Consider the following 14,235-nt stretch of genomic DNA (forward strand, 5'->3'; position numbering starts at 1 on the left):
CGTGCGCGGCTCGCGCGCCCGTGTCCGGCGGCGTCCGATCACGTTTTCAGGAACTCCCTCATGTCGTCTACCTTTGCCGCGCGACCGTCGCGCGGCCGGCTCGCGCTCGCATGCGCGGCCGCTTTCGCATGGTCGGCCGCTCACGCGGCTTCAACGGATGATGGGCGCGCCGAGGCCGCCCGCAGTGGCGGCGTCGATCGTCCCGCCAGCGCCGCGCCGGCTGCCGCTGGCGTCGCTGCATCGGCCGCACCGGCCGGCGATACGCTGACCGCCGTCAGCGTGACCGCGCAACGGCAACCGGTCGACCCGGATACGCCGGCCGTCGTCACGTCGATCACGCGCGAGCAGATCGATGCGCACACCAACGTCACCACCGAGGACGCGCTGAAGTACGCGCCGAATCTGATGGTCCGCAAGCGCTACATCGGCGACCGCAACAGCGTATTCGCGGGCCGCGACTTCAACGAATTGCAGAGTGCGCGCGGGCTCGTCTATGCCGACGGCGTGCTGCTGTCGAACCTGCTCGGGTCGAGCTATGCGTACCCGCCGCGCTGGTCGCTGATTCCGCCCGACGACATCGCGCGCGTCGACGTGCTCTATGGCCCCTTTTCCGCGCTGTATCCGGGCAACGCGATCGGCTCGACCGTGCTGCTCACCACGCGTCGCCCGGAACAGCTCGAGGCGTCGCTGTCGACGCAATTCTTTACGCAGCGCTACCACGACGGCTACGGGTTCGCGGACAGCTTCGGCGGCAATCATCAGACCGCGCGAATCGCGAACCGTGTCGGCCGGTTCTGGTTCGCGCTCTCGCTCGACCGGCTGGAGAACAATGGCCAGCCGATGCAGTACGCGAGCCCCAATTCGGCCTACAACCCGAAACTGGGCGCCTCCGTGCCTGTGACGGGCGCGGCGACCGACATCGGACCCAACGGCAAGCCGCGGACGATCGTCGGCGCGCAGACGATCGAGCGGACCGAGCAGCTCAACGAGACGGTCCGGATGGGCTATGCGTTCACCGATCATGTCGATGCGACGCTGACGCTCGGTCATTGGGAGAACCATTACCGGCAGCACGGCGAGACCTTCCTGCGCAATGCCGCCGGCGATCCGGTCTACGGCGGCAACGTGTCGATCGGCGGCCGGAACATGACCGTCGCGCCGAACGCGTTCGCGCCGCAGCGCGGCGACCAGGAGAACTGGCTGTATGCGCTCGGCCTGAACGGCCGGCTCGACTCCGGCTGGCGGCTGTCGGGCGTCGTGTCCGCATACGACGTCTCGCGCGACGTGCTGCGCGCGGCCTCGACCGTGCAGGGCGGGGCGGGCACGCTGTTCCAGGGCGACGGCACCGGCTGGCGCACGCTCGACCTGAAGGCCGAGGCGCCCGAAGTGAGGGGGCATGCGTTCACGTTCGGCTATCACTACGACAACTACTTCCTGCGCAACGTCACGTACAACACGGCCGACTGGCTCGCCGGGCCGACCACGTCGCTCGCGAGCGTCTATCGCGGCGACACGCGCACGCAGGCGCTGTTCGGGCAGGACGCGTGGCGCTTCGCGCCGGGCTGGCTCGCGACGCTCGGGCTGCGCTACGAGCGCTGGGAGGCATACGGCGGCGCGCTCGGCAATGCGAACGGCACGCTCGGCTATGCGGACCGCGGCGCGAATGCGCTGTCGCCGAAAGTCGCGCTGCAGTGGGACGCGACGGAAGTCTGGCGCTTCCGGCTCTCGTTCGCGACCGGCACGCGATTCCCGACGGTCGGCGAGCTGTTCCAGGGCACGATTTCGAATAACGCGATCGTCAACAACGACCCGAACCTGCGGCCGGAAAAGGCGATCGACTGGGATTTCACCGCCGAGCGCGACGTGGGCGTCGGCGTCGTGCGCGCCAGCGTGTTCCAGAGCGACCTGCGCGATTCGATCTACAGCCAGACGACGGTGTCGGGCGCGACGACCGTCACCAACATCTCGAACGTCGACCGGGTACGCGTACGCGGCGTCGAACTCGCGTTCAGCGGCGAGAACGTCGGGCTGCGCGGGCTCAACGTCGATGCGAACGTATCGGCGAGCAATGCGCAGATCCTCGCCGATGCCGCGAACCCGGCCTACGTCGGTTCGCGCTTCCCGCGCATTCCGCGCATGCGCGCGAACCTGCTCGCGTCGTATCGCTTCGACGAGCACTGGCTCGCGAGCGTCGGCGTGCGCTATTCGGGCCGCCAGTTCAACACGCTCGACAACAGCGACGTGAATCCGGACGTCTACGGCGGCACGAGTTCGTTTACGGTCGTCGATCTGAAGGCGCGCTACCGCTTCGATCGTCACTGGAGCGCGTCGGCCGGCATCGACAACCTGACGGACCGCCGCTACTACACGTTCCACCCGTATCCGGGCCGCACGTTCTATGGAGAACTGAAATGGTCGCTGTGAAATCGCTCGCGGCACTGTCGGCCGCCGGCGCGCACGATGCGCCCGGCGCCGCGTTTGATGCGCGGCACCGGTCGTGGGGCGCATGGGGCGGCGGCGCGCATGTCGTCGTCGCGCAATCCGACGACGCGAGGAGTACGCTGTCCGCGCCCGTCGCCGTCAACGCGCTGCCGGAGCCGATCTACACGAGCGCCGAAACTCGCCCGAAGCGCGCGACGAGCCCGGACGGGCGCGCGGGATACGTGTCGTGGTCGACGCCGCTCGATGCGGGATGGAGAGGGGAGATGTCGCACCCCGTGTGGATCGGGCGCGACGGTGTGCGCGAAGCGCGCAGCGGATTGCCGACGGCCGACGTGCTCGATGGCTGGTTGCGGCACGCGAAGCGCTGACGGAGCCGGCGGCGCGCGGCGAACCGGCCGCGCGCCGGCCCGATGCGAAACCGCGCCCGAAGGCGCGTGGAGAGAAACGTCAGGCCGCTCGCCTGAATAGCCGGATCACGAACAGCAGGATCACCGCGCCGATGACCGCGACGATCACCGAGCCGATGAAGCCGCTGCCGATGCTGATGCCGAGCACTCCGGCAAGCCAGCCGCCGATCACTGCGCCGACGATCCCGACGATGATGTCGACGATCAGCCCGAAGCCGCCGCCCTTCACGAGCAAGCCGGCAAGCCAGCCGGCGATCGCGCCGATGATGAGCCACATAATCAAGCCATGAGTCATGGTGGTCCTCTCCTTGGGTTGAGTCGAAATGACCGGCGTCGGTTGCCGCACGCCGCAATCGGGTTGAAAGCTGCTGCGACCGCCGCGCCGCCCACGCAATGTAACGCGATAGACGGGTCAGGATCGTTAAGTAATGTTATGCACCCTTAAGCAGATTTTCCAGGGGATTTGTCTGCGTACGGCACGATTCGTGCGCACTCGACGCTTGGCGAAATGAATTTGTAAGAATTGGTTGGCGCTGAAGTCTGTCGGCTAGGTCGGCAATCGGTCGCGCGGCGTCGCTGATCGCGTCGATCAACAGCGGTGCGAAACGGGCGAGGGAGCACGACGCAGCGCTTCGCCGATCCGGGGCATCGTGTGGCCCAACTCGGTGTAGAGCGCGTCGTATCCGATGTGGATCATCATTCGGTATCCTGAAGGATGGACTTCGGTCAAGGTGTACGGATGGAGGAGCGGGAGATCGACCGTGCCGACCACGTTGTCGGTGTGTGCGTCGTGCCAGCGGCCGGGCACGAGATAGAGGGAGCCGTTGGGTGCGCCGTCGAGGTCGAGCCGCCGGCCATCGTCACCTTGGCCGCCGCAGGCCCGTGCCGCTGCACATCGGGAGCGGCGATTCGATCGACCGGTGGCCGTCGAGGGCGTGGAAGTGTCGTGCCGATGTGTCGGCGAGGTTGCGCGGATAACGGCCACTGCGACGATGCGCGACGAGCAAACCAACATGCGCGGACGGTTGCCGAACGCGCACGCGAAGATCGTGCACGGCGTGATGGGGGAGTGCGTCAGCGAACGACTTCAGGATTTCGGCGCCGGAAAAGAGAAAAGGTCTGACAAGCGATGCTTGTCAGACCTTTATGTCTTGGTGCCGGAGATAGGAGTCGAACCTACGACCTTCGCATTACGAATGCGCTGCTCTACCAACTGAGCTACACCGGCAGCAGAGAAATGAAATTATATGGTGAAATCCGCGATCTTGGCAATACGTTTTGCGAATTTTTTTCAGCTTGCTGCGGCTGCTTCGCGAAACCGATCCGGCGGATTTTCCGCTTTCACTTCACTGCGACGCGACCCGTTAGGGCCACATCGCGAAGGCGCGATTGTACTGATGTCTCGCACCTCCGTCCAGTGCTGCAGTGCAATTATTTTACTTCGTCGTGATAGCCGGTCACGCGCTCGACTTCGTTCTTCGAGCCGAGGAACACGGGCACGCGCTGGTGCAGGCCGGTCGGCTGCACTTCCATGATGCGCTGCGTGCCGGTCGTCGCGGCGCCGCCCGCCTGTTCGACGATGAACGACATCGGGTTCGCTTCGTACATCAGGCGTAGCTTGCCCGGACGATCGGGCGTGCGCTTGTCGGCCGGGTACATGAAGATGCCGCCGCGATTCAGGATCCGGTGCACGTCGGCCACCATCGACGCGATCCAGCGCATGTTGAAGTTGTCGCCGCGCGGGCCGTCCTTGCCGGCGTTCAGCTCGTCGACGTAGCGCTTGACCGGGTCGTACCAGTGGCGGGCGTTCGATGCGTTGATCGCGTATTCGCGCGTGTCGGCCGGGATCTGCATGTTGCTCTGCGTGAGCACCCACGAGCCGACTTCGCGGTCGAGCGTGAAGCAGTTCACGCCGTTGCCGGTCGTCAGCACGAACACCGTCTGCGGACCGTAGACGGCGTAGCCGGCCGCGACCTGCTCCGTGCCGGGCTGCAGGAACGATTCTTCGGTCGCCTGCTTGCCGTCCGGGCAGCGCAGCACCGAGAAGATCGTGCCGATCGATACGTTCACGTCGATGTTCGACGACCCGTCGAGCGGATCGAACACGAGCAGGTATTCGCCGCGCGGGTAGTTCGCCGGGATCGGGAAGAACGTTTCCATTTCTTCCGACGCCATCGCGGCGAGGTTGCCGCCCCATTCGTTCGCGTCGAGCAGGATTTCGTTCGACAGGATGTCGAGCTTCTTCTGCACTTCGCCCTGGACGTTCTCGCTGCCGGCGGTGCCGAGCGCCTCGCCGAGCGCGCCCTTCGACACGTTGTAGCTGATCGCCTTGCACGCGCGGGCGACGACTTCGATCAGCAGGCGCAGGTCGGCGGGGAGGTTGTTGGTCTCACGTTGCTGTTCGATCAGGAACTTCGACAGCGTGGTGCGGCGGGCAATGGACATGACAGACTCCGAAAGGCCAAAGAATCCTTGAATGGCCGCAATTTTACCCGTCGAGCCTCCGGTGCCACCGGCTTTTTTCGTCCGGTTACATGGCCGGGCCGCCGAATCGGGCCGATGTCGGGCGGCGACGAAGGCCGGGCGCGCAGTATGGTGCAGGCACGCTGCGCGGTCCGACCCCGCGATTGCGCGTGGCTTCAGCCGCGCTCGCGCAATAAAAAAGCCGGCGCCGCGTCGGGCGGCGCCGGCTCGATCGCGCGGACGCGACAGCGTCGATCGCGTGGCTTACGCGAGCGCCTTCTCGACGATCTCGCGCACGTCACGCGATTTCGCACCGGCGGCGACTTGTTCGAGCGCTTCACGCATCCGGTCGCGCAGCGTCGGCGTGAAGCGGCGCCACAGTTCGAGCGAGCGCGCGAGGCGTGCCGCGACCTGCGGGTTGATCGCGTCGAGCGCGAGCACCTGTTCGGCCCAGAACGCGTAGCCCGAACCGTCCGCCGCGTGGAATTGCGCGGGGTTGGCCCCGCAGAAGCTGAAGATCAGCGAGCGCGCGCGGTTCGGGTTCTTCAGGTTGAACGCGGGGTGCGCGAGCAGCTTGCGCACCTTCGCGAGTGTCGGTTGCGCGGGCGTGCCGCGCTGCGCCGCCTGCATCGCGAACCACTTGTCGATCACGAGCGCTTCCTTCTCGAAGCGACGGTAGAAGTCGTCGAGCGCATGCTCGGCCGGCCCGTTCGCGCCTGCGGCGGCCGCGGACAGCAGGGCGCCGAGCGCGGCCGCGCGATCGGTCATGTTGTTCGCCGCGTCGTACTGGGCCGTGGCGAGGCGTACGGCATCGGCCGGATCGTCGAGTTCGGCGAGATACGCGAGCGCGAGGTTCTTCAGCGCGCGGCGGCCCGAGGCTTCCGGCGTCGGCTCGTAGGCGCCGGGCGTCTGGTGCTGTTCGTACGCGGCGAGCCAGTCGGCGCGCAGCGCGCCCGCGAGCTGGCGGCGCACGAACTGGCGCGCGCGATGCACGGCGGCGGGGTCGGCCTCGGCCATCTGGTCGGCGAGATAGGTTTCCGACGGCAGCGTCAGCGCGAGTTCGCGGAATGCCGGCGACAGGCTTTCATCGGTCAGCACGCGGCGGAACGCGGCGACGAAGTTCTCGCCGAGCGCGAGCGGCGCGTCGGCGGCGGCACGCGCGGCGAGCGTCAGCAGCGCGCGCGTCGCGAGGCGCTGGCCGGCCTCCCAGCGGTTGAACGGATCGCTGTCGTGCGCGAGCAGGAATGCGAGATCGTCGTCGCTGTAGTCGTACTCGACGATCACCGGCGACGAGAAGTTGCGCAGCAGCGACGGCAGCGGCGCTTCCGGCACGTCGACGAACGTGAAGGTCTGCTCGGTATCGGTGAAATCGAGCACGCGCGTCGTGCCCGATGCGGCGGCTTCGCCGTCGAGACGCAGCGGCAGGTCGCGGCCGTCGCGGCCGATCAGGCCGATCGCGAACGGGATCAGGAGCGGCCCCTGCTGCGTTTCGCGCGCGGCCGGCGACGCGTCGCCGTAGCCTTGCGCGAGGGTGACCGTATAGCGGCGTGCGGCCGCGTCGTACGCGGTGCGCACCGACACGCGCGGCGTGCCGGCCTGGCTGTACCAGCGCTCGAATTGCGCGAGGTCGCGCCCGTTCGCGTCGGCCATCGCGTGACGGAAGTCGTCGCAGGTCACCGCGTGGCCGTCGTGGCGCTTGAAGTAGAGATCCATTCCCTTGCGGAAGCCGTCGCGGCCGAACAGCGTCTGGTACATCCGCACGACTTCCGAGCCTTTCTCGTAGACCGTCATCGTGTAGAAGTTGTTGATCTCGACGTAGCTCTCCGGGCGCACCGGGTGCGCCATCGGGCCTGCGTCCTCGGCGAACTGCAACTGGCGCAGCACGCGCACGTCCTCGATGCGCTTCACCGCGCGGGCCGCCGATTCGACGTCGTCGCCCGCGGCCATGTCGGCCGAGAATTCCTGGTCGCGGAACACCGTCAGGCCTTCCTTCAGGCTCAGCTGGAACCAGTCGCGGCAGGTCACGCGGTTGCCGGTCCAGTTGTGGAAGTACTCGTGGCCGACCACCGACTCGATGTTCGCGAAATCGGTGTCGGTCGCGGTCTCGGGGTTCGCCAGCACGTACTTCGTGTTGAAGATGTTGAGCCCCTTGTTTTCCATCGCGCCCATGTTGAAATCGCCGACCGCGACGATCATGAAGCGGTCGAGATCGAGTTCGAGGCCGAAGCGCTTTTCATCCCAGCGGATCGAGTGGATCAGCGAATCCATCGCATGACGCGTCTTGTCGAGATCGGCCGGTTCGACCCACACCTGCAGCAGCTTTTCCTTGCCGGAGCCGGTCGTGATCGTTTCCTCGATCGCGACGAGCTTGCCTGCGACCAGCGCGAACAGGTAGCTCGGCTTGCGGAACGGGTCTTCCCATTTCGCGAAGTGGCGGCCGTCGGGCAGGTCGCCCGAATCGACGAGGTTGCCGTTCGACAGCAGCACCGGGTATGCGGCCTTGTCGGCACGCAGCGTGACGGTGTACGACGCCATCACGTCGGGGCGGTCGAGGAAGTAGGTGATGCGGCGAAAGCCTTCGGCTTCGCATTGCGTGAAGAAGTTGCCGCTCGACACGTAGAGGCCCGACAGCGTCGTATTCTGATCGGGGGCGCACGCGCTTTCGAGCGTCAGCTCGAATGCCTCGGGCACGTTCTCGACCGTCAGGCCATGTTCGTGCGCGCGCACCGCGCCGTGCGGTGCGCCATCCAGCCGTGCGCCGAGGAATTCGAGCGCCTCGCCCATCAGTTCCAGGTGCGGCGCGGGCGCGGCATCCGGATTGCGGCGCACGCGCATCGTATTCCTGACGATCGTGCGGGCCGGTGCGAGATCGAATTCGAGTGCGACGGAATCGATGAGGAAGGCCGGCGGCGTGTAGTCGGCGCGGCGGATCACGGTGGAGGAGGCGTTGTCGGACATGGTCGTCGAGATCGGTGGAGTGGGGGACGGGCCCGTCGCGCGGGCCAGGCGAACCGGGCCATTGTACAAAGGCTGGCGGCTGCGTGTCGGGCGAACTTTTTACCGCTTTCGGGAGTCCGCGTATTATCGACATCCCGTTGTGGTTCGCGCGGTGCGACGAACGGGTGACGGATCGACGAGGATCGACATGAAACGCGAATGGATTTTGGGCAGGGCGCGCTGGGCGGCGGCGCTGTGTGTCGCGCTGCTGACCGGCTGCACCAGCTACGTGACCACCCAGGTCACGGCCTTCTCCGACTGGAGCGGCAGCGACGCGACACGCACCTATGCGTTCACGCGTACGGACGCGCAGAAGAACAGCATCGAGCAGTCGACCTACGAGCCGATCGTCGCGAACGAGTTGTCCGCATATGCGTTCCGGCAGGTGCCGCAGTCGCAGGCACGCTATCTCGTCGGGCTGACCTACGCGGTCGGCAGCGATCTCGTGACGGTGCCGCAGCCGGTCTACTACGATCCGTGGTTCGCGCCCGGCCCGTACTGGCGGCGCGGGCCGTGGAGCCCCTGGGGCCCGTGGGGGCCCTGGGGGCCGATGCCGGCCGGTTATGTCGCGCAGACGTACCAGGTGTTCGACTACATGCTCGGCATTCGCATCACCGAGCGCGCGACGGGCAAGGAGGTCTACAACGTGTCCGCGCGCACGACCGGCGACAACGGCACGCTGCTGTACGCGATGCCGTTCCTCGCGCGCAGCGCGCTCGCCGATTTCCCGTTGTCGAACGGGGCGGTTCGCTCGGTCCGGCTGCCGGTCGACAAGCGCGGCGGGCCGGCGGCGCCGGCTGCCAATGAACGCGCGGTGCCGGCGGCGCCGTCTAGCGCGAGCGTCGCGAAGTAACGCCGCATTCATCTCGGCGCGGCCGCCCGGCCGCGCCGGCTATCTGCCTTTCCGTCAGACCCCGATACCCAGCAGCGCCAGCGCGCCGAGCACGACGAACAGCACGGCCGCGATCCCGTGTACGAGCTTCGTCGGCAGACGGTGCGCGAAGCGGTCGCCGAGCAGGATCGCCGGCACGTTCGCGAGCATCATTCCGAACGTCGTGCCGGCCACCACGCCGATGTAATCCTGGAAGCGCGCGGCCAGCGCAACGGTCGCGATCTGCGTCTTGTCGCCCATTTCCGCGAGGAAGAACGCGACGAGCGTCGCGCCGAACACGCCGAGCCGCGAGCGGGTCGCATTGGCTTCGTTCTCGTCGAGCTTGTCCGGCACGAGAATCCACAGCCCCATCGCGATGAACGAGAACGCGAGTGCCCAGCGCATGATCGACGGCGTGACGAGTACGCCCAGCCATTCGCCGAGCGCGCCGGCGAACCCGTGATTCACGAGCGTCGCGACGAGCACGCCGAGAATGATCGGTACCGGCTTGCGATAGCGCGCGGCCAGAACGAGGGAAAGCAGTTGGGTCTTGTCGCCGATTTCAGCGAGGGCGACGGCGCCGGTGGAGATCAGGAAGGCTTGAGACACGGATGGGGTTCCACGGGCCGTTGTTGTACGTGCGAGCGACGATCCACGGCGCGCCGGGCCCTGATGCGGCGCACTGTGAACCATCGGTCTCGCCAGGCCAACGTGGCTGCGTCCGCCATGGCCGAACGGCCAAGTCTGTTGACGGACGCCTCCGTCACGATGCGCGCCGGTGGCGCGGGACATCGAGCGGAGCGGCTACTCCCCAATGAGCGGCGAATTCTAGCACGGCGCATTGCACGCGGGAAAGCGGCTCCGGCCGCCGTGCGGCGGGCCGCAGCGGATCCGATTGCCGGCATGCGCGGCAATCGGATCCGCGCTGCCGGAACGGAGTACCGGCGGGGCGTTACGCGGCGGCCGGGCGGCGAGCGGCGCCGCGCTCGTGCATGAGTTCGCCGGCCGCATAGGTGCGGTACACCGCGCGGTCGTCGCCGAGCAGCGCGAACGCGAACAGCAGCTCCTCGAGCGACTCCGCGCGCTTCGTGCGGCGCGCGAGCAGCGGCGTCGCCTGCGGGTCGAGCACGACGAAGTCGGCTTCGGTGCGCGGCTGGAGCGTGCCGACCGTGTCCGCGAGGTCGAGCGCCTGCGCGGCGCCGGCCGTCGCGAGCCAGAACATCCGCGTGGCGCTCAGGTGATGGCCCGACAGCCGTGCGACCTTGTGCGCCTCGTTCATCGTCTGCAGCATCGAGAACGACGTGCCGCCGCCGACGTCGGTCGCGAGCGTGACGGGCACGTCGTATTCGCCGGCCTTGTCGAAATCGAACAGCCCGCTGCCGAGGAAGAAGTTCGACGTCGGGCAGTGCGCGACGACGGTGCGCGTCTCGGCCATTCGGCGGCGGTCCTCGTCGTCGAGGTGGATGCAGTGGCCGTACACCGCGCGCGGACGCAGCAGCCCGTAGCGGTCGTAGATGTCGAGATAGCTGCGGTGGCCGGGGAACAGTTCGGCCACCCATTTCACCTCGTCGACGTTTTCCGCGACGTGGCTCTGCACGAACACGTCCGGATGGCGGCGCGCGAGTTCGCTGCATGCCTCGAGCTGCGCCTCGGTCGACGTCGGCGCGAAGCGCGGCGTGAGCGCGTACATCTGGCGGCCCTTGCCGTGCCAGCGGTCGATCAGCTCGGCGCTGTCGTCGTAACCCGATTGCGCGGTGTCGCGCAGGAATTCGGGGCAGTTGCGGTCCATCAGCACCTTGCCCGCGATCATCCGCAGGTCGCGTGCGTCGCTCGCCGCGAACAGCGCGTCGGCCGACTGCTTGTGCACCGTGCAGTAGACGAGCGCGCTCGTCGTGCCGCACGCGAGCAGTTCGTCGACGAAGAACTCGGCGACTTCGCGCGCATGCTCGGGGTCGCCGAACCGGCGCTCGGTCGGGAACGTGTACTTGTCGAGCCACGGCAACAGGCCCGGCGCCGGCGACGCGATCATGTCCGTCTGCGGATAGTGGATGTGCGTGTCGATGAAGCCGGGCACGATCAGCTTGTCGCGCAGGTCGTGGACCACCGCGTCGCGCGCGAGCGTCGCGGCGAGCAGCGCATACGGGCCGGCCGCGACGACCTTGCCGTCGTCGACGATCAGGAGCCCGTCGGTTTCGTAGTTCGCGGCCTGGCTCGATTGCGCCGGGTCGCCGTTGAAGGTCAGCAGTTGGGAACGGAAAGCGGTTTGCGTCATGACGAAGGGTCCTGCATCAAGGTAAGGCGAACAGAAGAAAGCGATCGACGCCGCATGGCGGCGGGACGGTGCTTCGCGAGCGGCGGCGGCACGCGACGTGCGGCACGGCCGGGAGCGACGGCGCGGACGAACGTGGCGGCCGAAGCCGCCAGCGAGTGATTGCCCGCGCACCTCGCGGCCGTTGCGGCCGTTGCGACCGTTGCGCCGGCAACCGGCGCGGCGGCGAACGGCACGGCAAGCCGCGACGGCCGGCGCGTGCGTGCGGCGGCGCGCCGAGCCGTCGCTCCGCATGCACGCAGGCGGCCGGCCCGGCGCCGGGCCGAACCGGTGATCGCGAAGCGGATGCCGTTGCCGTGTTTCATCTGTCTAGCGTTCCTCGATGCGGGCCGTCACGCGGCCTGCCAGTACGCATCGAGGCGCGCGTACAGTGCGTCGCGCTGCGCCGGTTCGATGAACGAGGCCTCGAAGCCGTTGCGGATCACCGCGTGGACCTCGGCATCCGTGAGTTGCAGCCCTTCGGCCGTCGCGAAGTAGTTTTCATTGACGTAGCCGCCGAAATAGGCCGGATCGTCGGAGTTGATCGTCACCGCCACGCCGCGGTCGAGCAGTGCCTTCAGCGTGTGCTTCGCCATGTCGTCGAACACGCACAGCTTCAGGTTCGACAGCGGGCAGACGGTGAGCGCCGTGCGCGTTTTCGCGAGGCGTTCGACGAGCGCCGCATCCTCGATGCTGCGCACGCCGTGATCGATCCGGTCGACCTTCAGCACGTCGAGCGCTTCGTAAATGTACGCGGGCGGGCCTTCCTCGCCGGCGTGCGCGACGAGCTTCAGGCCGAGCGCGCGCGCCTTCTCGAACACGCGTGCGAACTTCGTCGGCGGATGGCCGAGCTCGGACGAATCGAGGCCCACGCCGATCAGGCGATGACGGTAGCGTTCGAACAGCGGCAATGCGGATTCGAACGTCGCGAGCGCGTCTTCTTCGGACAGGTGGCGCAGGAAGCAGAGGATCAATTTGCTCGACAGCCCGCGTCGTTCGGCATCGGCGAGGGCGCGCTCGATGCCCGCGACGACCGTCTCGATCGGCACGCCGCGCTCGGTGTGCGTCTGCGGATCGAAGAACAGTTCGGTGTGGACGACGTTGTCGGCGAGCGCGCGTTCGCAGTACGCGGCCGTCATGTCGTGGAAATCCTGCTCGGTGAGCAGTACGCTCGCGCCGGCGTAGTAGATGTCGAGGAACGATTGCAGGTCGGTGAACGCGTACGCGGCGCGCAGCGCATCGATCGAATCGTAGGCGAGCTTCACGCCGTTGCGCTGCGCGAGCGCGAAGATCAGTTCGGGCTCGAGCGAGCCTTCGATATGGATGTGCAGCTCCGCTTTCGGCGCGCGGGCAATCTTGTCCTTGAATGTCGGGGTCATGGCGTCGTTCTTGGTCGGTCAGTAGGTAGGGGAAGCCTGCGCGGACGTATTCGCCTCGACGGCCTGCAGCAACTGCGCGGCCACCGAGATCGCGATCACTTCGGGCGCCTTGTCGACGATGCCTTCGACGCCGATCGGGCAGCGCATCCGCGCGACCTGGGCCGGGTCGATGCCGATGGCGGCGAGGCGATGATCGAACTGCACGCGTTTCGTGTGCGAGCCGGTCATTCCGAAGTATGCATAGTCGCCGCGTCGCAGGATGCGCTCGGCCAGCACGAAATCGAGTGCGTGGTCGTGCGTCATCACGACGAAGTAGGCCTGCGGCGGCGCCGCGTCGACCGCGTCCGCCGGGGAAGCGGCCGCGTCGATCGCGAGATTGCCGATGCCGGCGAGCGCGTCGGCCGGCGGGAACGCCGCATCGGGCCCGTCGATCCAGCGCACCTGGCACGGCAGCGTCGCCAGCACCTTCACGAGCGCGGTGCCGATGTGTCCCGCGCCGAACAGCATGACGGGGAACGCATACGGCGCGATCGTTTCGGTCATCAGCGATACGCCGCCGGTTTCCCACAGCAGGCAGTCGGCGCGCGCGGCTTCCGATTCGGGCTCGCTCAACAGCGGCGCGCCCGGCGAGGGGCCGAATGATACGCTACGGACGGTCGCGGCGCCGGCCGCGACGCGCTTCGCGAGCGACATGATCCAGCCGAGATCGCCGACGTCGAGCCGCTCGAACGCGAGCACCACGGCGCCGCCGCAGCACTGGCCGAGACTCGGGCCGAGCGCGAGCCGCTCGAGCCGGCGTGCGTGCGGCACGTGCGCGCCGTCCTTCAGCAGGTGCCGCGCGATCTCGATCGCCTTCCATTCCAGATGACCGCCGCCGATCGTATGGCGTGCCGTGTCGCGCGTGACGAGCATCTTGGTGCCGGCTTCGCGCGGCGCGGAGCCGTCGGTGTGCGCGACCGTCACGAGCACGGCCGCTTCGCCGTGTGCGAGCAGTTGCTGCAGATCGCCGAGCCAGGCTTCCATCAGCACGCTCCGTTCGGGACGACGCGGCACGACACGCGGCGCGGGCTGGCGGGCGCGGCGGCAACGAGGGCGGACGGGAGCGGGGCAGGCCGGCTGCACGGCCGATGCGGTGCGACGGCAGGGCACTGACGGCGTGCGCGAACGGCGCCGCCGGACGCGCGGACGCCATGAGGGTGACGGATGCGGATGGTTTGCGTTGTCATGATGAATCCAGTCGACATTGCGGATCGGGCGCGCGTTACGCAGGGAGCGGTGAGACCGCCTGGCCTCGCGCACGTAGATCGCCATCCAGTCCCGAAGATAGCATCGCCACGCGGCGGGAACATGGCCGGGCGGTGATCCGGG

General features: G+C 67.7%; 11 protein-coding genes, 1 tRNA gene, 1 pseudogene and 1 riboswitch. Of the genes and pseudogenes, 3 read left to right on the forward strand and 10 right to left on the reverse strand.

Features of this window, described 5'->3' with window-relative positions:
- Nucleotides 1-60: 60 nt before the first annotated feature.
- The gene (locus tag CFB46_RS08840) at nt 61-2,424 is read left to right on the forward strand and encodes a TonB-dependent receptor (RefSeq protein ID WP_089499770.1); all 2,364 of its coding nucleotides are present in this window, start codon (nt 61-63) and stop codon (nt 2,422-2,424) included.
- Nucleotides 2,412-2,702, forward strand: a pseudogene (locus CFB46_RS08845) (exo-alpha-sialidase); the annotation flags it as partial. The gene CFB46_RS08840 and the pseudogene CFB46_RS08845, both read left to right, overlap by 13 nt.
- A gap of 187 nt (nt 2,703-2,889) precedes the next feature.
- On the opposite strand, the gene CFB46_RS08850 reads toward CFB46_RS08845, so the two are convergent.
- The 5 genes from CFB46_RS08850 to pepN form a co-directional block, all read right to left on the reverse strand.
- Entirely contained in the window at nt 2,890-3,144 is a 255-nt protein-coding gene (locus CFB46_RS08850) for a GlsB/YeaQ/YmgE family stress response membrane protein (RefSeq protein ID WP_027783833.1), read from the reverse strand.
- Between the two features lie 294 nt (nt 3,145-3,438).
- Nucleotides 3,439-3,864 (reverse strand): hypothetical protein, encoded by a 426-nt coding sequence (locus tag CFB46_RS35155; protein WP_143751600.1) that lies wholly within the window; start codon nt 3,862-3,864, stop codon nt 3,439-3,441.
- A 137-nt stretch (nt 3,865-4,001) separates the two neighbouring features.
- Nucleotides 4,002-4,077, reverse strand: a tRNA-Thr gene (locus CFB46_RS08855).
- 203 nt (nt 4,078-4,280) lie between these two features.
- Nucleotides 4,281-5,294 (reverse strand): class 1 fructose-bisphosphatase, encoded by a 1,014-nt coding sequence (locus CFB46_RS08860; protein WP_089499772.1) that lies wholly within the window; start codon nt 5,292-5,294, stop codon nt 4,281-4,283.
- 282 nt (nt 5,295-5,576) lie between these two features.
- Nucleotides 5,577-8,270: an aminopeptidase N gene (pepN, locus tag CFB46_RS08865; RefSeq protein ID WP_089499773.1), complete on the reverse strand. Its 2,694-nt coding sequence runs from the start codon at nt 8,268-8,270 to the stop codon at nt 5,577-5,579.
- Nucleotides 8,271-8,457: 187 nt separating this feature from the next.
- Between pepN and CFB46_RS08870 the strand changes: the two genes are divergently transcribed.
- Complete coding sequence (locus tag CFB46_RS08870; protein ID WP_089499774.1) at nt 8,458-9,162, forward strand: DUF4136 domain-containing protein; 705 nt, start codon at nt 8,458-8,460, stop codon at nt 9,160-9,162.
- 54 nt (nt 9,163-9,216) lie between these two features.
- On the opposite strand, the gene CFB46_RS08875 is transcribed toward CFB46_RS08870, so the two are convergent.
- From CFB46_RS08875 to xdhC, 5 genes are all read right to left on the reverse strand, one after another.
- Nucleotides 9,217-9,789, reverse strand: a complete 573-nt coding sequence (locus CFB46_RS08875) for a TMEM165/GDT1 family protein (protein WP_027783838.1) — start codon at nt 9,787-9,789, stop codon at nt 9,217-9,219.
- 40 nt (nt 9,790-9,829) lie between these two features.
- Nucleotides 9,830-10,005, reverse strand: a riboswitch (yybP-ykoY riboswitch).
- A gap of 127 nt (nt 10,006-10,132) precedes the next feature.
- Nucleotides 10,133-11,452, reverse strand: coding sequence for a guanine deaminase (gene guaD, locus CFB46_RS08885; protein ID WP_089499775.1), 1,320 nt, complete (start codon nt 11,450-11,452; stop codon nt 10,133-10,135).
- Nucleotides 11,449-11,814: a hypothetical protein gene (locus CFB46_RS08890; RefSeq protein ID WP_089499776.1), complete on the reverse strand. Its 366-nt coding sequence runs from the start codon at nt 11,812-11,814 to the stop codon at nt 11,449-11,451. The genes guaD and CFB46_RS08890 overlap by 4 nt, the downstream gene beginning before the upstream one ends.
- 27 nt (nt 11,815-11,841) lie before the next feature.
- Complete coding sequence (locus CFB46_RS08895) at nt 11,842-12,867, reverse strand: adenosine deaminase (protein ID WP_089499777.1); 1,026 nt, start codon at nt 12,865-12,867, stop codon at nt 11,842-11,844.
- Between the two features lie 18 nt (nt 12,868-12,885).
- The gene (gene xdhC / locus CFB46_RS08900; RefSeq protein WP_089499778.1) at nt 12,886-13,890 is read right to left on the reverse strand and encodes a xanthine dehydrogenase accessory protein XdhC; all 1,005 of its coding nucleotides are present in this window, start codon (nt 13,888-13,890) and stop codon (nt 12,886-12,888) included.
- Between the last annotated feature and the right edge of the window lie 345 nt (nt 13,891-14,235).

This window comes from Burkholderia sp. HI2761 (assembly GCF_002223355.1).
GTDB lineage: Bacteria > Pseudomonadota > Gammaproteobacteria > Burkholderiales > Burkholderiaceae > Burkholderia.